This is a genomic window from Crocosphaera sp. UHCC 0190 (assembly GCF_034932065.1).
In the GTDB taxonomy this organism is placed as follows: domain Bacteria; phylum Cyanobacteriota; class Cyanobacteriia; order Cyanobacteriales; family Microcystaceae; genus UHCC-0190.
On sequence record NZ_JAYGHP010000011.1, the window covers coordinates 25,436 to 42,975 of the forward strand.

A 17,540-nucleotide genomic window follows, 5' to 3' on the forward strand; every position below is an offset into this window, starting at 1 on the left:
AATACAACTAATAATTAATCCCATCCCAATCCTAATCATAACCTAATCCTGCTAATCCCATCATCCTAAAAATCCTGATCGGTTGATTGATAAGCTTTCAAAGTCGCTTGTGCTGTCCTTTCCCAAGAGAACTTTTGTGCTTGCTTTTTACCCTTATTTATCATCTCCTTTCTCAAAAAAGAATCATCAATCACTTTTAACATTTTTTGAGCTAATTCATGATAATCATAAGGATTAAAATATAAAGCCGCATCTCCTCCAACTTCCGGTAAAGAGGAGGTATCAGAGGCAATAACAGGCGCACCTAATGTCATTGCTTCTAACACAGGTAAACCAAACCCCTCATAATAAGAAGGATAAATAAAAGCTTCTGCTTGATTATAAAATAAAGCCACTAATTCATCCGATAAATAATCTAAATGTTGGATATCCTCTTTAAAATTGGATGCTTCAATCTTATCTAAAATCCCTTGATAATTCCAGCCTTTTTTACCAACTAATATTAACTGATGGGGAATTTTATAATTATTTTTTAAATATTCAAATGCTTCAATTAGCGTTAAAATATTCTTCCTGGGTTCTAAGGTACTAACAAAAAGAAAATAGGGTTTATATAAATAATAATCAATCACATCTCGATGATCATAAATTAATTTACGAGTTAAATAATTAGCAGAATAACGACTTGCTTGGGGTGTAATATAAATGATATCTGGGTTAACATGGAGTAATTCTACAATATCTTTTTTAGTATTCTCAGAAAAGGTTATAATTAAATTTGTCCACTTTAAACACCGCTTAATTCTTTCCAGATACCCCTTAACAATAGTGGTGGAATATTTAGGATATTTAATAAAAGTGAGATCATGAATAGTCATTACTTTTACCCCTTTACGGTAAGGATAAACATAATGATCTGTTCCATGAATAATATTAGGTTGCTCTAAATACCGATCAAAATAAGGTAAAACAACTGGAGAATATTTAGCCAATAAATTTGCTAAACTCACCGGAATAGGAAAGGAAGAAACTTGAGGATAGTGACTTAATAATTCAGGGGTTGATAACTTTCTCAGTAACCAATTTTTAACGGAAGGATGAAAATAAATATCTAGGGTAAAGTTTTCCCTTTCTTGTAATTGATATAAGGCGTTAATTAAGTTTAAAGTATAAACGCCAATACCTGTTAATTTGCCTCTAATGGGTGTTCCGTCAACACAAACTTTAAACATTCTTGTTAATCAACTTTCTCCTGAAATAGCTTGTCCATGATATTAGCATAGTTATCAACACAGTGGAATTGTTCATAACTTCGTTGCATGGCTTGTATTTTATCTCGAATGATGTCATTTTTAACAATGGTTTTGATTAATTCAAAAACAGTTTTTGCCTCTTGCCAATCAATCACTAATTCTGCTAAATTATATTTAAGCAATTCATAGGCCATCCAAGTCTGATCCGTGACCAAAGGAATTTTACCAGCCATAATACATTCTGTAAAAATCCCTGATGTCCTAGCTTGATAAGCGGGAGAATTATAAGGTAATAAAATCACTTTACTTAACCCAAACCAATAATGATATTCATCCCTGGTTAAATGAGTTTTGATTAATTTTAAATCTACACCATTTTTAACTGATTTTAACTGGGAACTTTCAGCACAAACTAAATTAAGATTTTGGGTTTCTTCCCCTGAATAACTAATTAATCGGTTAATAACTGTCCAGCCTTTTTCTTCCCTAGGGGAACCCGGCCACCAACACAAAATTGTAGCATTATCACTTAAGTTTGTGGTATAATTAATAATATCGGTATGAGGAATAGGCATCACCTTAACTAATTCTTGAAAATAATTAGTTAAGGATTGACTGAGCAATTCACTATCAGTTAATAGTTGGAATTTATGACTTTTTAATCGCCATTTAACCAAAGAATTAAGCAGTTTATAAATCCATCGAGTTTGATCTTTATGGGTATCCCTCCGATAAAGTAACCAAACCGATAAATTATCAGTTTTAACCAAAAATAAAGCAATTAATAAAGCCAATAATTGTAAATGAATAAACCGTTCAAAAAAAATAATTGATGATCTTGACTGGGGAATAATTTGACTGTTTAAATAATCAGCCATACTTTTTCCTAATGCCCAAGTACCCTGAATACTTAAAAACTTATCCCCTAAACTCCCTTCTTTTTCCAAATCATAATTACTTAAAACTTGATCCCAACCCATCGGTAAATCATCAACTTTGCTATTATAGGGAACAGCAACAAAATGAGTCCATCCCAACTGTTTAACCGCTTGACCAACAGCTTTATGATAGGGAAGAATGTGGCCCTCACCCCCCATCAAATTAGGAATTAAAGACACAAATATTGGTAATAATTCTCCCTTTCCTTCATCTTGACTCATGGGTAATAATTAGTCATGATTTAATCAGCTTCACCGTATCTCGTAAGCCTTCAAACACCTCAATTCTAGTAGAATATTCACTCAGTTTCCTCAAGGTTTCCTGTCCCCTTCCCGTCAAAACTAAAACAGGTTGACATTCTGCTTTAATGGCACATTCTACATCACTGGGTGCATCTCCAATAAAAAAAGATTGAGACAAAGAAATCTGATGTTTTTGAGAGGCATTAATCAGCATTTGGGGGGAAGGTTTACGACACAAACAATTATCTTGAGGATGATGAGGACAGATAAAAATATCATCAAATGTTACCCCAAACTTTCCATATTCATCACAAATATGACGGTGTACCCTTTCCACCTCATCCAAACAATAGTAACCCCTTCCTATCCCTGATTGGTTAGTCACTAAAATCAATAAATAACCAGCATTTTGCCAATACTTTAAAGCTTCCCCTGCACCGAGGGGAAGCTCAACTTGTTCAGGTTTGCTCAAATAAGGGACGTACTTAATAACAACCCCATCTCTATCCAAAAATAGAGCTTTTTGAAGTTGTTTATAAGGGGTAAACGTCGTTGTCATATTCACCGTTAATTAGACAGCAATTTGCGCTTCCAAACCTGATTTAGCAAACAATTGCGCCTCAACCTGCTCACATATACGATGATAGCTAATGAGGTGAATTTCTTGAACATAGGGGGTATGATATTCCGAGACAAACAAGGGATAATCAGTCAGATCTTTTAACTTTCCCCCACTATTTCCGGCCATACCAATGGTAATAACCCCTAATTCTCTGGCCATTTCCATTGCTCGAACTACATTAGCAGACTTACCAGAGGTAGAAATTCCCCAAAGGATATCTCCTGGTTTGGCAAACGCTTCCACTTGACGAGCAAAAATGGTTTCAAACTCGTAATCATTAGCCCAAGCCGTTAAAGTTGCCGGGTTAGTTCCCAAGGCGATCGCGGGTAAACCCCGACGATGAAGTTGAAACCGTCCCACAAATTCTGCTGCAATGTGTTGCGCGTCGGCCGCAGAGCCACCATTTCCACAAATCAGCAATTTATTACCAGCTTGAAACTGTCTGGCAATTAAGCCAATGGTATGCTCGACAGCACGACAGTATTTAGGGTTAAACGCTTGCTCTAGGCTATTTAGCCTATGTTGAATCCAATAATTCACCGTTCCTTCCTCACTTAATTAGCAGGTACCAGTTTTTCCTGTTCCTGCCAAAACCACTCAATCGTTTTCGTTAATCCTAATTCTAATGGAGTTAAGCTGAAATTGGGTAAAGATTGCTTAAGTTTGTTAACAACTAAACACTTTGACTTGGCCCCCACATAACGAGAGGTGTCAAACTCAATCTGGTTGAAGTCGTATCCGACTCGTTCACAGATTAGTTTAGCAAAGTGTCGGATGGTGTATTCTTCTCCTGCACCGATGTTAATGATGTCATTATCGACGGTTTGGGAGAGTTGAATGGCAAGCTTAGCAAAATCTTCGACAAAAACCAATTCCCGTGATTGGGTGCCGTCTCCCCAGAGAATTACGGGTTCACTATAGAGTTTACCTCGAATAATCTTACGGATGAGATCGAAGATGAAGTGCATCTGTCGTCCATCGGTATGATATCCCGTCCCATAAAGGGTTGAGGGTACTAAACAGAGATATTTTAAGCCATATTGCTTATTTAAGGCCAAAAGTCCCGCATAAAGCATCCGTTTGGTCATAGCATAAGTAAATAGACTACTAATAGGCATCCCTGTTAGATAATTCTCTTCTACTAAAGGTAAGTCGGGATCATAGGCACAACTTGTTCCCATACAAATAAATTTAGCTTGGGATTGGTGTTTTTGCCACCAGGTCAAAACATTAGTATTCATCTGCTGATTGATGATCCATTGTTCCCCTGGATGGTACAAACAAAAGTCTCCAGCTTGTGTCCAAGCGGCTAAATGATAAATTTGATCATAGCTAACATTGTTAAAGTTTAATAACGAATCTGGTTGAGTCAGATCGCAATTTTTAGAGTTTAATTTGATTAAGTCGTGGCCTTGTGCTTCTAATTGAGAACAGAGGTTTGTTCCGAGAAACCCAGTCCCACCTGTCACTAAGATTTTCATAGTAATATCATATAAACGGCATTGACTCCTAAAAAAAAGGGGTCAGGTAGAGATACTATAGCCATGACGTGAAGTTTTGTAAAGAGTTGCATGACTTTTAAGACTCAGATAGTTTTGAGTTTTAATCTTTTTGATCGGTGTTAAAAAGTGCTTCTAAATCACGATTACCCCTAACAACTCGCATAATTTCTATAGTATCTTGACTCAGGCGATAAAAAAGGTCTTGAATGGCTTCGGGTGCAATAATATATTGAGTCATTATTACCCTTCTTTATTCTGTTGTAAATTTTCCCCCAATTGGTTAATAGCTGTTTCTCCATCGATTCCTTCACCTCGATCTATTAGAAAAAGTCGCAGAAGATCATCAAGTATTCATCATTAATCGTCGTCATGGAGAAAATGTAGCTTTCGAATTTACAATATAATAGTAGAAGTGAAGTTAAGGGGAATAATAATGACACAAAGTATCACAAAACCTACTAGAAAAATTCGTCATTTAGAAAATGGCGATCACTTAACTCGTCTTGAGTTTGAAACCCGTTATCAGCAAATGCCTCATGTCAAAAAAGCAGAATTAATAGAAGGAATTGTATATATGGGATCTCCTTTACGAATTAATAAACACGGCGCACCTCATGCTAATATTATGGGATGGCTTGGTTTTTATAGTGCTTATACTAATGGTGTTCAATTAGGAGATAATTGTACTGTCAGATTAGATCCTGAAAATGAACCTCAACCCGATGCTTTACTAAGGATAGAAACAGGAGGACAATCAATTATTAGTGAGGATGGTTATGTAGAAGGTACGCCAGAATTAGTGGTTGAAATTGCAGCGAGTACGGTTTCCATTGATTTACATGATAAATTTAAAGCCTATCGTCGTAATCAAGTTCAAGAATATTTAGTTTGGCGAGTTGAAGATGATGAATTTGATTGGTTTAGATTGAAAGAAGAAAAATATATTAAACTGCAACCTGATGAAAAAGGGATCATTAAAAGTCAAGTTTATCATGGTTTATGGTTAGATATCAATGCTTTATTAAGGGGAGACTTAGCTGCCGTTTTAGAATTATTACAACAGGGAATTGCTACCCCTGAACATCAAAATTTTGTTATTCAACTATCTAAGAGTAGAGACGATTCATGAATTGCCTCTACCAGTTTTTTTATTCTTCTTCACCATCAATTTTTATCTCACCACTTTGATCCATTAATTCATGAAAACGTTTTCTTCCTTGATCGTAATTTTTGCCTTTATATCCCAAAATTTCATTAACAATCCACTTTTGAGGAACACCATCTTTGAGTAACAACATAATGGCTTCTTGTAAAAGTTCTTCCTGATCTAAACAGTTTTCAATTAACCATTTTTGAGTATTTTGATAGCGAGTTCTGTGATTTTGTTGCTCAAAGTGTAGATATATTGTCCCTAATAAGGTAGGAAATGAAGTTTTAGATGTTTTCTCATTTTTAGCTGTAATGATTTCCCAATCTTCAGGAGTTATTTTACTAATGTATTTTGTTTGTTTTTCCTTACTCATTAAGGGTTTAGATAATTTGCTAAGTCTTCCTGGATTAACTAATGGAAGCAGTCCATATAAATGGTCAATGATGATGGTAGAAAAAAGAGTATCACCGAGAAGTTTTACTTGTTTATCAGGAGAAACACGCTCTTTTGAGTCTTTTTGATGACGTTCTAATAAAGGCGCAATTAATTGTTTATTCACCCAATTATAAGCTTGAGAAAATCCCCGATCAATATGAATAGCCCCCACTAACGCTTTTAGGGTTTTTTCAAAGGGGTTACTACTTTTAACACGCAAACGGTGTCTTTCTTCTTTAGTTACAATAAATGGATAACTTTCTCCTAATCCCAGATTAAACCAAAGTTTTGTTAATCGTTCTCCTTCTAAAAGTTTATCTCGTAAAGCAGTGAGTTTGCTAATCGTTAAATAGGGAAAGTGATGATAAAGATAATCCACAATAATAAATTTGAGTAGACTATCTCCCAAATATTCTAGTCTTTCATTATCATTTTCTGGCTGGTCAATTTGTTTAGCGTAGGAAGGATGAGTTAAGGACAAAAATAGCAGATCGGGATTTTTAAAGTTAAAGCTGATTTTTTCTTCAACGGTGGATGAATTCCAGTCCATATACAGTATCTTTTATGATTCTTTTTCTATTATAAACTAAGACTGTTAAGTAACTAAACATAAATCACTATAACTTTTGTTAATAAATGTAAACTAGCAAAAACTCTTGTCTGTGGCATTACCTCCTATTTAACCGTAATTTTTTCCGACGACTTACTTATAGGAATTTGGTTATTTTAACCCCGACTTAACCTTATACGATTAAGATAATAGGGGATATTAGATACTTTACTTAGCTTTCATGAGAATCCCCCGTTAATTCTCCTCAAAGGCCATCGTGGAATAATAATTTTCAAGCTTCAATTAAAGAACTAAGCTACTTTTCTTTAAAAGTTTAGAACTTTAAAAAAGTGCCAACAATCAGGAGAGTAATAAGTATGTCGAAAATAGATTTTTACCAAGAAACCTTAACACAAGAACAACTCGCTTCCCCTCATATTTTACTCAAAGTGTTGCAATCTGTGCGTCATGCTGTTGTCAGGGACGGAAGCGCAATTTTTGAACAATGGCGATCGCTGATTGAACGAAAAGCATTTATCCCTAGTTCCATTAATTTGGCCTACTATTTAGCCTTCCGTCGCCATGATATGCGAGAAATTCAATTATCCTTAATACCTTGGGGACTTTCCTCCCTTGGACAAATTGAAGCGCGAGTTTTACCCAATTTAGATGGAGTCATTGCCACTTTAGGGGCCTTGTGTGGCCAAGATCCGACATTGTTACCGAAACATCCTCCCCTCAGAGCATTTTTTGAAGGCGATCGCCTCCTAAAAAGTCATACCGATGAAGTTTTTGGTCATGCAGATGAAAGCCGTCAAGTCCGCATCATGGTTACGTTACCCACAACGGCCGCCACTGATTTTGAGTTAATCTTAGACTTAATTAAACGGGGAACTGACTGTTTCAGAATTAATTGCGCCCACGACACCCAAACAGAATGGCAAGCCATGATCAATCATATCCGTGAAGCGGAAAAAGTTCTGGGAAAAACTTGTAAAATTTTGATGGATTTAGGGGGTCCAAAAATCAGGTTGAATCATGTTTTATTGCCAAATAGCAAAAAGCGTATTCATCAAGGAGATGGTCTTTTATTAACAAGAAATGAGCCAGAAACACCCGATGAAATGTATTTCCAAGCAAGTTGTACCCTGCCTGAAATTTTCGATCAACTGACAATTGGAGAAACAGTTTGGATTGATGATGGTCATATAGGGGCAACCGTTGAAGAGTTAATGCCAGAAGGAGCATTATTACGAATTAATCATGCCCGTTCCAAAGGAGAAAAATTAAAAGATGATAAGGGAATTAATTTTCCTGATACCACATTAGATCTTAACCCTTTAACGGAAAAAGATCGCCAAGATCTTGATTTTGTGGCGACTCATGCTGATCTAATTGGTTACTCATTTGTCCAAAAAGCCAATGATATTGAAATATTGCAATGGGAATTAAAAAATCGCCTCGGAAAAGATTGGCAAAAAGTAGCAATAATCGCTAAAATTGAAACTCCTACTGCGGTCAAAAATCTACCAGAATTAATCATTCATGGGGCCGGAAAACAACCCTTTGGTGTAATGATTGCTAGAGGAGATTTAGCCGTTGAAATTGGTTATCAAAGGTTAGCTGAAATACAAGAAGAAATTCTCTGGTTATGTCAAGCGGCCCATGTTCCAGTCATTTGGGCCACTCAAGTCTTAGAAAATTTAGTCAAAAACAGTATTCCTTCTCGTGCAGAAATGACTGATGCAGCGATGGCAGAACGAGCAGAATGTGTCATGTTAAATAAAGGGAAATTTGTCGGAGAAGCTGTGACGACTTTAGATGGGGTTTTATCTAGAATGGAGGCCCATCAATCGAAAAAAACCCCTCAGTTAAGGGCTTTACATTCCTGGTAAGGTGATTAGTGATAATTCCCCAACAAATCAGCTTAAAATGGGATATATGAGTTAATTATCAATAAAAAGCCGACTAAAGGAATTTGAATAAATTGTGTATAATAATGGAAATTTTCTTAATTGATCATCATCTAATTTTCTTAATTATGCCAGATTTAATTCCTTTAGGTACCTTGTTATTGCTGATTTTGATTAGTAATTATTATAGCGATGATTGGCGAATTTCAGTGTTATCTGGATCGTTGGTTTGGGGTGTTTTAATTACTCTTTTTACCGAAATTCCAAGTTTATTTCATCAATTAACCTTCGGGGTGATTTTAACTCTTTGGAGTTTCACACTTTTGGGGTTAATCTGGTTTTATTATCGTCTTCTAAAGATCCAAAAAATCACCCCAAGTAAAATAAATTTTAACAGACTAAAACTTGTTGATTTGATCTTAGTCAGTGCAATAATTTTATTTATTATAGTAACAGGATTTATCGGAATTATTGCCGCACCGAATAATTGGGATTCGATGACTTATCATCTTCCTAGGGTAATGCACTGGATACAAAATCACAGTGTTCAGCATTATCCTACTTATTATTCTGCTCAATTAGTGCATCCTCCTTTTGCGGAATTTGCTATCTTAAATCTGCGAATTTTAAGTGAGGGCGATCGCTATGTTAATTTAATCCAATGGTTGAGTATGATCGGTAGTGTTATTGGGGTTTCTTTAATTGCAAAACAATTAGGTTCAAGTATCATAGGACAAATTTTAGCCTCTATTTTTTGCGTAACAATTCCTATGGGAATCTTACAATCAACCAGTACCCAAAATGATTATGCAGTTGCTTATTGGTTAGTTTGTTTAGCTTATTTTACTCTCTTAAGTCTCTCCTCCCCCAAAATTCCCCTAACCGTTATAGTTGCGATTGCAGCTAGTTTTAGTCTAGCCATTTTCACCAAGACTTCTGGCTATATTTATACCCTACCTTTTATGCTATTTTTATTGTGGATACATTTCAATAAGCTACGCTGGAAATTATGGCTACCTTTTGCGATAATTCTTGTGTTTATCTTAGTCATCAATGGCAACCATTACTTACGAAATTTTGAAGTTTATGGGAATCCTTTATCCACCGCAGAATATAAAAATCATTATCGAATTGAGGTTTATAGCTTACCAACGTTGATTTCTAATATTATTCGTAATCTTTCCCTACATCTAGATATTGTCCGCTATTTTAACTTAGATAATTGGATAACACCTACTACGGGAATATCTATGAAAATTATCGCTTTAATTCACAAGCTTTTGGGAGTTGATGTTAATGATATCAGAACCACTTATCCCCCGAATTCTTATGGTGTTCTTGGGGTATCTTTTAGCGAAGATGTAGCGGGAAATCCTTTCCATTTACTCCTGATTATTTTGACTTTATTATCGTTGTTATTATGGCGTTTAAAATCCCTTCCTAAAAAGCAAGAAATTCTCTCCTATTCATTAATCGTAATTTCTGGATTTTTACTTTTTTGCCTTATGTTAAAAATCCAACCCTATCAGAGTCGTCATCACCTGTCTATTTTTGTGCTTTTCTCTCCTGTATTTGGGTTACTTATCTCTCAATATTGGAAATCCTTGATTGTAATTTCTGTCTCTGTATTACTTTTGGTAAGTTCCCTACAGTTTTTATTATTTATTAAACAGCGACCCCTGCTAGGTGAAACCAATATCTTAAACACAGAAAGAGAAAGAATCTATTTTCTTAATCGTCAATTTCTCGAAACCCCTTATCTAGAAGCAGCTACTATCTTAAAAAATCAAGAGTGTCGTCAAATTGGCCTAGATTTTCCTGATACAGCTTCCCAGGTTTGGGAATATCCCTTGTGGCCCTTAACAAAATCAAATAATCCAGAAAAATCATTCCGATTTCAGCATTTTTCCTCGATGAAAAACGAATCCTATCAACAAAGTACCAAATTCCCCTTTAACACCTTTCATCCTTGCGGTATTTTAATAATCCAAAAACCTCAAAAAAATTCTCCAAACATCCCTAATAAATTAACCATAGATCAACAAACTTATTACCGTCACTGGACATCAAATCCTTTAACATTATTCTTCAGAAAACCGGAAAAATGATCATAAAAAAACACCAAAATCATTCTTATAAAAATATACTAAAAAAACCAAATAAACTCCAAAAAATAGCCTAGACTATGGGTAGATCCGTCAAGTTTAAATCTTTTCTGTATTATGACCCTGAAATCCCTTCCTGGTGAAAGTTACCCCCTAGGTGCTACTTTTGAAAAAGACGGTAAAAATGGGGTTAATTTTTGCCTTTTTTCTAAACACGCCACACTTATAGAATTACTGTTATTTGATGAACCCAACGCCCCCCAACCCAGTGAAATTATCCCGTTAGATCCCAAAATCAATCGAACCAATTACTATTGGCACGTTTTCATCCCTGGACTCACCGCAGGACAAGTTTACGCTTACCGAGTCCATGGCCCCTATGATCTCGAAAACGGTTATCGCTTCAATCCTAACAAAGTTCTCTTAGATCCTTATGGCAAAGCGATTGTGGGATCTTCGATTTATAATCGAGAAGCAGCAGTCGAGCTAGGGGATAATTGCGCCCAAGCCTTGCGAAACGTCGTTGTTGATAACGAAACCTACGACTGGGAAGGAGACTGGGCAGAACATCCCCGTTTACGAACCCCCTATGCGAGTAGTGTTATTTATGAAATGCACGTCGGAGGTTTCACTCGTCATCCTAATTCTGGGGTATCTCCTGAAAAAAGGGGAACCTTTGCCGGATTAATCGAAAAAATTCCCTATCTCAAAAGTTTAGGCATTACAGCCGTTGAATTACTCCCCGTTCATTATTTTGATCCCGAAGATGCCATGAAGGGCCTCACCAACTATTGGGGATATAGTACCATCAGCTTTTTTGCCCCCTATCATCCCTATAGTTCCGATCAAAGTCCCCTCGGCCCCCTCAATGAATTTCGGGACATGGTAAAAGCCTTACATAAAGCGGGAATTGAAGTGATCCTTGATGTGGTGTTTAACCATACAGCAGAAGGAGATGAACGGGGGCCAACCCTCTGTTTTCGGGGCATAGACAATGAAACCTATTACATTTTAGAGAAAAATAAAGCCCATTACAAAAACTATAGTGGTTGTGGTAACACCTTTCGGGGCAATCATCCCATTGTCAGTCGTCTCATTTTAGAGTGTTTGCGCTATTGGGTGTCAGAAATGCACATCGATGGGTTTCGCTTTGATCTCGCCTCTGTTTTGGCGCGAGATGCCTCTGGAAGTCCCCTAGAAGAGTGGAAAACTTATGCTCCTGATATTTTATGGGTGATTGAATCTGACCCCGTTTTAGCCGGGACTAAATTAATTGCAGAAGCGTGGGATGCTGCGGGACTCTATGATGTGGGGCGGTTTGTGGAATTAGCGGACTGGTTTTCGGAATGGAATGGGCCATTTCGGGATGATGTCCGTCGTTTCATGAGAGGTGATGATGGGATGGTTCCCTGTTTAGCGGCCCGAATTTTAGGTAGTCCCGATATCTATCACCGTATGGATATTGACATTAACCGCAGTATTAATTTTATTACTTGTCACGATGGATTTACCCTCAATGATTTGGTTTCTTATAACGAAAAACACAATCTAGCAAACCTCGAAAACAACCGCGATGGTGCGAATGATAATTATAGTTGGAATTGTGGGATTGAAGGGGAAACAAATGAGCCTGAAATTGAAGCATTGCGACTCCAACAAATTAAAAATCTGCTGACCATTCTCTTTTTATCCCAAGGAACCCCGATGATTTTAATGGGGGATGAGGTGAGACGGACTCAACGGGGAAATAATAATGGTTATTGTCAGGATAATCAGTTAAGTTGGTTTGATTGGGATGCGGTTGAAAAAGAATATGATTTGTGGTGTTTTATTCGACGCTTAATTCACTTTATCCAAGGATTAGAATTATTTCGTCAAGAGGGACGGTTAGAAGTCACTTATGCTAGTCTTCATCATCCCCATATTAGTTGGCATGGCATGAAATTGGGTCAACCAGACTGGTCTTCTTATTCCCATTGTTTGGCCTTTAGTTTGCGTCATCCTGAGGCTGATGAATATTTGCACGTGATGTTTAATGCCTATTGGGAACCTGTCGAGTTTGAATTACCACTTTTGGGCCATGGAGACTGTTGGTATCGCATTATTGATACGGCTTTACCCTTGAATCAAACCTTTTGTGAGTTAGAGTCCGCTTCTCAAGTTACAAGGGAAAGTTATCCCGTTCAAGCTCGGTCTTGTGTTGTTTTGATGGTTAATCCTATATCTTGATGACAGTGTTAGGGATAATTTATGAATTATCCCTAACATGGTTAAAAAATAAATACTATCTCTAATTCCCAGGAATTTTTCCCAATTTGATTAATCTGAATCTGACGAATAAATTCACGAAAATAAAAGCGTCTTTCTGCTTCTGATAAGTCTTGCCAAAATCTCGGTAAGGACACAGCATCGGCAATATTTTTCAGATTTTCTGGGGGTAATTGTGCAAGTTGAGAACGTAATTTGCTAATTTCTACCTTCAGTTTATACTCTCTAATTTGGGCGGTTTGCTCATCGAGAATTTCTGTCGTAACTAAATCCTTAAGTTGTTCAATAATTGTTTGTTTTTTCTGTATTTTCTGTTGTATTTCTTCTTTAAGAAGAGCAAGATTCGTCAGGTTAAATTCTTTTACTCTTTCGGGAAAATTTAGACAAATATATTCAATGGTTTTGTTTAAAACATCTTGATAAATAAGGGATTGACATTGCGGTTTAGTGGGACAATTTTTCGGACGAATATACAGATAAGTTTGTTTTTTATTTCTCTGAGTGACTTGCGTAATAGTCATTGGTTGTTGACAGTTTTGACAGATAATTAATCCTGCCAAAGAACGAGCAGCACTGGCAGTTCGAGAGGGTAATTGACGATTTCGTCGCAATAAACGGTCAATTTGTGCTGCTTCTTCCCGTGAAATAATGGGGGTATGAGTATCAGAAATAATCTCATTATTTTGATAGGCTAAATCTCCTCGATAAACGGGATTTGTTAACCAACGACTACCCGTTGAAACTGCAATTTTTTTACCATATCTTTTCTCTAAATAATCAACTGCTCCTCTTAGAGATCCAAATAATAAAAACTGTTCAAAAAAATCTTTAACAACGGGAGAGGTACTACGATCAAGAATATAACGATCTTTACCTCGACGATAACCATAGGGGGCTTTTCCAGGGGGAGGTAAGGCTTTAATACGGTTAATTGCCTGTCCTTTTTGCCGTTTTAAACGATATTGATTTTGCTGAATTTTTTCCTGTAATTCTGAAGAATTGAGATCAATATGTAACGGTTGTTTCTTAAATAATTTATCCCTATTATCATCAGATTCAATGAGAATAATTAAAATACCAAGAGAGGTTAACTGTTGCCAATATTTAGTAATTTCTTCCCAAGAGTTGCCTAATTCCTCTAAGCAACGAATACCTAAATAATGAGGAGGATTTTTTTGACAATCTTTTAACAGGGTTTGTAACTGATCACGTTCCCCCATATCATGATAAATTTGATCAAACCTGAGATTATGAGTTGATAAATTATCAGAAGATTCTAATAATGGATCACTATATATATAGGCAAAAATTTTCATACATTAAGCTGATTTAATTAGGTTCGTAGTTGGGGCTTTAGCCTTCAAAATAAGCCCTAAAGGGCTTACTACAAACTTAAATAAATAGTTATGAGAAAATAATTTGAGAACCTGGGGCATTAATTTTAACTGAAAGTACCTGATGATTTACAAAGGCTTTTTGTAGCTGAGGATGGACTTCTGGCGGAGCAAAAAATAACATAAATCCTCCTGCTCCTGCTCCTAATAATTTACCACCCCAAGCTCCTGATTCTTTGCCTAATTGATAAAGATGATCGATTTCTGGGTTAGAGATAACTGTATCTAAACTACGTTTAGCCACCCAAGCTTGATGTAATAATTCTCCAAACGCAGAAAGAGGTTGATTACTGGTGAGAATATCCCAACCTTGATCAACCATTTTACGCATTTTTTTGAGGGTTTCAGTATTATCAGCCACTCGTTTTAATTGTTGTTCAACAACTTGAGATGCCCGCCGTTTAATACCCGTAAATACAATAAAAATATGGGATTCAAATTCAGCAAGCCGTTGGGGAGAAATAGCCACACGATTAACAATAATATCCTCTTCTGTTCTAAATTCTACTAAGTTAAATCCTCCCATGGCTGACATTAATTGATCTTGACAACCAACCCGATCATTAACCAGATGACGCTCAACATAAATGGCTTCATAAGCTAAGTCTAATGGTTTCACAAATTCCCCTTTAAAACTATGTAAAGCCTGGAGTAAAGAGACAGTAAAGGCTGAGGAAGAACCTAATCCTGTAAAAGCAGGTAAATCAGCCACATTATGTAATTCAATGTCTTTTTCTAAACCACAAAATTTTAAGCATTCACGATACACTTTGTGTTCAATTTCTTCGACGGTTTTAACTAACTCAACTTTGCGATAAGATACGCGCATTGAATAGTCAAATAAATGACTGGGAAAAGGACTTGCTGTCACATAAGAAAACTTATCAATGGCTGTAGCTAAAACGGCTCCACCCTGTTGTAAAAAATACTCAGGATAGTCTGTTCCTCCACCAAAAAAGCTGATTCTAACGGGTGCGCGTGAAATTAACATAGCTCTCTGAGATAATTAAAGTTTTCTTGGATAAATGCTTCAGCTTTTGGCAATGTTTCAGGGGTTCCAATATCTAAAAATGGGGCTTGAATGCTATGAACTTTAACCTTGATCTTCTCCTCAAGTAATGTCGGAAAAACATCATATTCAAAACTCAAGGGAAACCCTGAAGGAAATTGTTTCAATAGTTGATGCCGAAACAAATATACGCCACCATTAATGATACCTTGTCCTGCTTTTTTTTCCGCAAAACTGACCAGATTTCCTGCTGAATCAATAACTAAAGAACCATAGCGAGAGGCATCATCCACTGATACTCCTAAGATTACTCCATCGACGGCATCATCTTTTAAATAATGAGAAAGTTGTTTAAATTGGGCTACAATTAAGGAATCTCCATTCATTACTAACCAAGCTTGAGGAGATAGCTTACTCTGATTAACAGCATTTAAAAATCCTCCTGCTGTCCCTAAAGGTTGTTCTTCTCGACAACAATAAATGTCCATTTCTTTGACTTTTTGCTGTTGAAAATGTTCCTCAATTACTTCCCCTAAATAACCTGTTGATACAACTACTTGGGTAATTCCTTGTTGTTTGAGATACCTAATAATCCACTCTAAAAAGGGTTTACCTGACACCGGAGCCATGGGTTTTGGTATATTAGGAAGTAGGTGTTTAACCCTGGTTCCATAACCTCCCGCTAATATAACTGCTGCAATCTCATTCATAGATAGTTGTTAGTCAAACGTTAATTTTTGTTCAGGAAATTGAATATTTACTTGACAAATTTCCAATAATTAATATGGTGATCATGACTCTAATTGTTTACCCCTTGTAACTGAGTTTTTACTGATGTTAACTCCCCTAATTCATGCTTTAAAAGAATGGGATATTGCCGTTAATGCCCTAGAAAAAGGACAAACAATTTTGCTACTGCGTAAGGGTGGAATTCGAGAAGCCGGCGGTCATTTTAAAATCAATTACAATCCGATTTTATTATACCCTACCTATGAACACCAAAAACCGGATTTATTAAAGTCAGCTTATCAGACTTCAGTAACCCCTGTGCCTTCGGGTTGGCATCCTGATACCATTCCCATTAAAAGTTGGGCTAATATTACTAAGGTTTTTCAAATTCAAGAATCTGTTAAAGTAAACCTTTTATTACCCTACCATATTTGGACAGAAAAATTTGCTGAAGAACGATTTAATTGGCAACCTGGGCAACCCCTTTTTCTATTGTTATTACGGGTTTATTTATTACCGAAACCTGTTTTAATTTCTTATAGCGATAAATATGGGGGATGTCGTTCTTGGATTCAACTCAATCACTCAATTATATTAGAAGGAAGTCAAGAGGTGTTTAATGATGCCGACTATGATAAAAAAGTAGCAGAAATTGAGACAATACTTTAGTTTATTTAGAGACTTTTTTTGTTATAATTAAACAGTAAAGTATTTAAAAATCAAGAGAATGTATTTATTAATTCCTGCTGCTGGATTAGGAAAACGTATGGGAAGTGATCGCAATAAACTTCTCCTCACTCTTTTAGGAAAACCTCTGTTAACTTGGACATTGTTAGCGGCTGAAGCTTCTCAAACAATTCGCTGGATTGGTATTATTGGACAGCCCTATGATTTCCCTGAATTTAAGTCCATGTTATCAACTATTTCTTTAAGTAAACCTGTTGAATTAATTCAAGGAGGAAAAACTCGTCAAGCCTCTGTATTTAAAGGATTAAAAGCCCTACCAATGGAAGCTAAACAGGTTTTAATTCATGATGGGGCAAGATGTTTAGTCACGGGTGATTTATTAGATAAATGTGCTTCAGAATTATCCCATTGTCAGGGATTAATTGCCGCTATTCCAGTTAAAGATACCATTAAAGTGGTTGATAGTAATTATTTGATTCAAGATACTCCTAATCGGGATAATTTATGGGCGGCTCAAACCCCCCAAGGATTTGATGTAAACTTATTAAAAGATTGTCATGAAAAAGGCTATCAATTAGGATGGGCAGTAACGGATGATGCCGCTTTGTTTGAAAAATGTCAGCTACCCGTTAAAATTGTCCAAGGAGAAGAAACCAATTTAAAAGTAACAACCCCCGTTGATTTGGCCATTGCTGAATTTATTCTTAAACAGCGATTATAACTGAGATTTATTGCCAAAACT

Annotated in this window: 16 protein-coding genes; 6 read left to right on the top strand and 10 right to left on the bottom strand. The window is 36.3% G+C overall.

Annotated features, from left to right (window positions below):
- Nucleotides 1-65: 65 nt before the first annotated feature.
- The 6 genes from VB715_RS15490 to VB715_RS15515 form a co-directional block, all read right to left on the bottom strand.
- Nucleotides 66-1,232 carry a glycosyltransferase family 1 protein gene (locus VB715_RS15490; RefSeq protein WP_323302120.1) on the bottom strand — a complete coding sequence of 389 codons (1,167 nt, stop codon included), beginning with the start codon at nt 1,230-1,232 and terminating at the stop codon, nt 66-68.
- A 5-nt stretch (nt 1,233-1,237) separates the two neighbouring features.
- Nucleotides 1,238-2,413: a glycosyltransferase family 1 protein gene (locus VB715_RS15495; RefSeq protein WP_323302121.1), complete on the bottom strand. Its 1,176-nt coding sequence runs from the start codon at nt 2,411-2,413 to the stop codon at nt 1,238-1,240.
- Between the two features lie 13 nt (nt 2,414-2,426).
- On the bottom strand, nt 2,427-2,993 hold the full coding sequence (locus tag VB715_RS15500) for an HAD family hydrolase (RefSeq protein ID WP_323302122.1): 567 nt from the start codon (nt 2,991-2,993) through the stop codon (nt 2,427-2,429).
- Nucleotides 2,994-3,005: 12 nt separating this feature from the next.
- Nucleotides 3,006-3,596: a D-sedoheptulose 7-phosphate isomerase gene (gmhA, locus tag VB715_RS15505; RefSeq protein WP_323302123.1), complete on the bottom strand. Its 591-nt coding sequence runs from the start codon at nt 3,594-3,596 to the stop codon at nt 3,006-3,008.
- A 14-nt stretch (nt 3,597-3,610) separates the two neighbouring features.
- Complete coding sequence (locus tag VB715_RS15510) at nt 3,611-4,537, bottom strand: NAD-dependent epimerase/dehydratase family protein (RefSeq protein ID WP_323302124.1); 927 nt, start codon at nt 4,535-4,537, stop codon at nt 3,611-3,613.
- A gap of 121 nt (nt 4,538-4,658) precedes the next feature.
- The gene (locus tag VB715_RS15515; protein ID WP_323302125.1) at nt 4,659-4,796 is read right to left on the bottom strand and encodes a hypothetical protein; all 138 of its coding nucleotides are present in this window, start codon (nt 4,794-4,796) and stop codon (nt 4,659-4,661) included.
- Nucleotides 4,797-4,991: 195 nt separating this feature from the next.
- Here VB715_RS15515 and VB715_RS15520 point away from each other — a divergent pair, with 195 nt between their 5' ends.
- Nucleotides 4,992-5,687: a Uma2 family endonuclease gene (locus VB715_RS15520; RefSeq protein ID WP_323302126.1), complete on the top strand. Its 696-nt coding sequence runs from the start codon at nt 4,992-4,994 to the stop codon at nt 5,685-5,687.
- Between the two features lie 19 nt (nt 5,688-5,706).
- Here VB715_RS15520 and VB715_RS15525 read toward each other — a convergent pair whose 3' ends face one another.
- Nucleotides 5,707-6,693 carry a ribonuclease III domain-containing protein gene (locus VB715_RS15525; RefSeq protein WP_323302127.1) on the bottom strand — a complete coding sequence of 329 codons (987 nt, stop codon included), beginning with the start codon at nt 6,691-6,693 and terminating at the stop codon, nt 5,707-5,709.
- 377 nt (nt 6,694-7,070) lie between these two features.
- Here VB715_RS15525 and VB715_RS15530 point away from each other — a divergent pair, with 377 nt between their 5' ends.
- From VB715_RS15530 to glgX, 3 genes are all read left to right on the top strand, one after another.
- Entirely contained in the window at nt 7,071-8,588 is a 1,518-nt protein-coding gene (locus tag VB715_RS15530; protein ID WP_323302128.1) for a pyruvate kinase, read from the top strand.
- A 104-nt stretch (nt 8,589-8,692) separates the two neighbouring features.
- Nucleotides 8,693-10,714: a hypothetical protein gene (locus VB715_RS15535; RefSeq protein WP_323302129.1), complete on the top strand. Its 2,022-nt coding sequence runs from the start codon at nt 8,693-8,695 to the stop codon at nt 10,712-10,714.
- A gap of 114 nt (nt 10,715-10,828) precedes the next feature.
- Entirely contained in the window at nt 10,829-12,940 is a 2,112-nt protein-coding gene (gene glgX, locus VB715_RS15540; RefSeq protein ID WP_323302130.1) for a glycogen debranching protein GlgX, read from the top strand.
- A gap of 41 nt (nt 12,941-12,981) precedes the next feature.
- On the opposite strand, the gene VB715_RS15545 is transcribed toward glgX, so the two are convergent.
- The 3 genes from VB715_RS15545 to VB715_RS15555 all read right to left on the bottom strand — a co-directional run bounded on the left by VB715_RS15545 (nt 12,982) and on the right by VB715_RS15555 (nt 16,092).
- Nucleotides 12,982-14,295, bottom strand: a complete 1,314-nt coding sequence (locus VB715_RS15545; protein ID WP_323302131.1) for a recombinase family protein — start codon at nt 14,293-14,295, stop codon at nt 12,982-12,984.
- 88 nt (nt 14,296-14,383) lie between these two features.
- The gene (locus VB715_RS15550; protein ID WP_323302132.1) at nt 14,384-15,364 is read right to left on the bottom strand and encodes a GHMP kinase; all 981 of its coding nucleotides are present in this window, start codon (nt 15,362-15,364) and stop codon (nt 14,384-14,386) included.
- Nucleotides 15,358-16,092 (bottom strand): nucleotidyltransferase family protein, encoded by a 735-nt coding sequence (locus VB715_RS15555; protein ID WP_323302133.1) that lies wholly within the window; start codon nt 16,090-16,092, stop codon nt 15,358-15,360. Before VB715_RS15555 ends, VB715_RS15550 begins: the two co-directional genes overlap by 7 nt.
- Before the next feature lie 124 nt (nt 16,093-16,216).
- On the opposite strand from VB715_RS15555, the gene VB715_RS15560 reads away from it, so the two are divergent.
- Both VB715_RS15560 and ispD read left to right on the top strand, forming a co-directional pair.
- Nucleotides 16,217-16,780 (top strand): DUF1802 family protein, encoded by a 564-nt coding sequence (locus tag VB715_RS15560; RefSeq protein WP_323302134.1) that lies wholly within the window; start codon nt 16,217-16,219, stop codon nt 16,778-16,780.
- A gap of 58 nt (nt 16,781-16,838) precedes the next feature.
- Nucleotides 16,839-17,519, top strand: a complete 681-nt coding sequence (gene ispD / locus VB715_RS15565) for a 2-C-methyl-D-erythritol 4-phosphate cytidylyltransferase (protein ID WP_323302135.1) — start codon at nt 16,839-16,841, stop codon at nt 17,517-17,519.
- Nucleotides 17,520-17,540 lie beyond the last annotated feature (21 nt).

Excerpts from the sequence above, each read along its gene's own strand:
- VB715_RS15555 (WP_323302133.1), bottom strand. The coding sequence starts at position 16,092 with ATGAATGAGATTGCAGCAGTTATATTAGCGGGAGGTTATGGAACCAGG.
- ispD (WP_323302135.1), top strand. The coding sequence starts at position 16,839 with ATGTATTTATTAATTCCTGCTGCTGGATTAGGAAAACGTATGGGAAGT.
- VB715_RS15490 (WP_323302120.1), bottom strand. The coding sequence starts at position 1,232 with ATGTTTAAAGTTTGTGTTGACGGAACACCCATTAGAGGCAAATTAACA.
- VB715_RS15530 (WP_323302128.1), top strand. The coding sequence starts at position 7,071 with ATGTCGAAAATAGATTTTTACCAAGAAACCTTAACACAAGAACAACTC.
- VB715_RS15495 (WP_323302121.1), bottom strand. The coding sequence starts at position 2,413 with ATGAGTCAAGATGAAGGAAAGGGAGAATTATTACCAATATTTGTGTCT.
- VB715_RS15520 (WP_323302126.1), top strand. The coding sequence starts at position 4,992 with ATGACACAAAGTATCACAAAACCTACTAGAAAAATTCGTCATTTAGAA.
- glgX (WP_323302130.1), top strand. The coding sequence starts at position 10,829 with ATGACCCTGAAATCCCTTCCTGGTGAAAGTTACCCCCTAGGTGCTACT.
- VB715_RS15560 (WP_323302134.1), top strand. The coding sequence starts at position 16,217 with ATGTTAACTCCCCTAATTCATGCTTTAAAAGAATGGGATATTGCCGTT.
- VB715_RS15545 (WP_323302131.1), bottom strand. The coding sequence starts at position 14,295 with ATGAAAATTTTTGCCTATATATATAGTGATCCATTATTAGAATCTTCT.
- VB715_RS15515 (WP_323302125.1), bottom strand. The coding sequence starts at position 4,796 with ATGACTCAATATATTATTGCACCCGAAGCCATTCAAGACCTTTTTTAT.
- VB715_RS15535 (WP_323302129.1), top strand. The coding sequence starts at position 8,693 with ATGGAAATTTTCTTAATTGATCATCATCTAATTTTCTTAATTATGCCA.
- VB715_RS15550 (WP_323302132.1), bottom strand. The coding sequence starts at position 15,364 with ATGTTAATTTCACGCGCACCCGTTAGAATCAGCTTTTTTGGTGGAGGA.
- VB715_RS15500 (WP_323302122.1), bottom strand. The coding sequence starts at position 2,993 with ATGACAACGACGTTTACCCCTTATAAACAACTTCAAAAAGCTCTATTT.
- VB715_RS15525 (WP_323302127.1), bottom strand. The coding sequence starts at position 6,693 with ATGGACTGGAATTCATCCACCGTTGAAGAAAAAATCAGCTTTAACTTT.
- VB715_RS15510 (WP_323302124.1), bottom strand. The coding sequence starts at position 4,537 with ATGAAAATCTTAGTGACAGGTGGGACTGGGTTTCTCGGAACAAACCTC.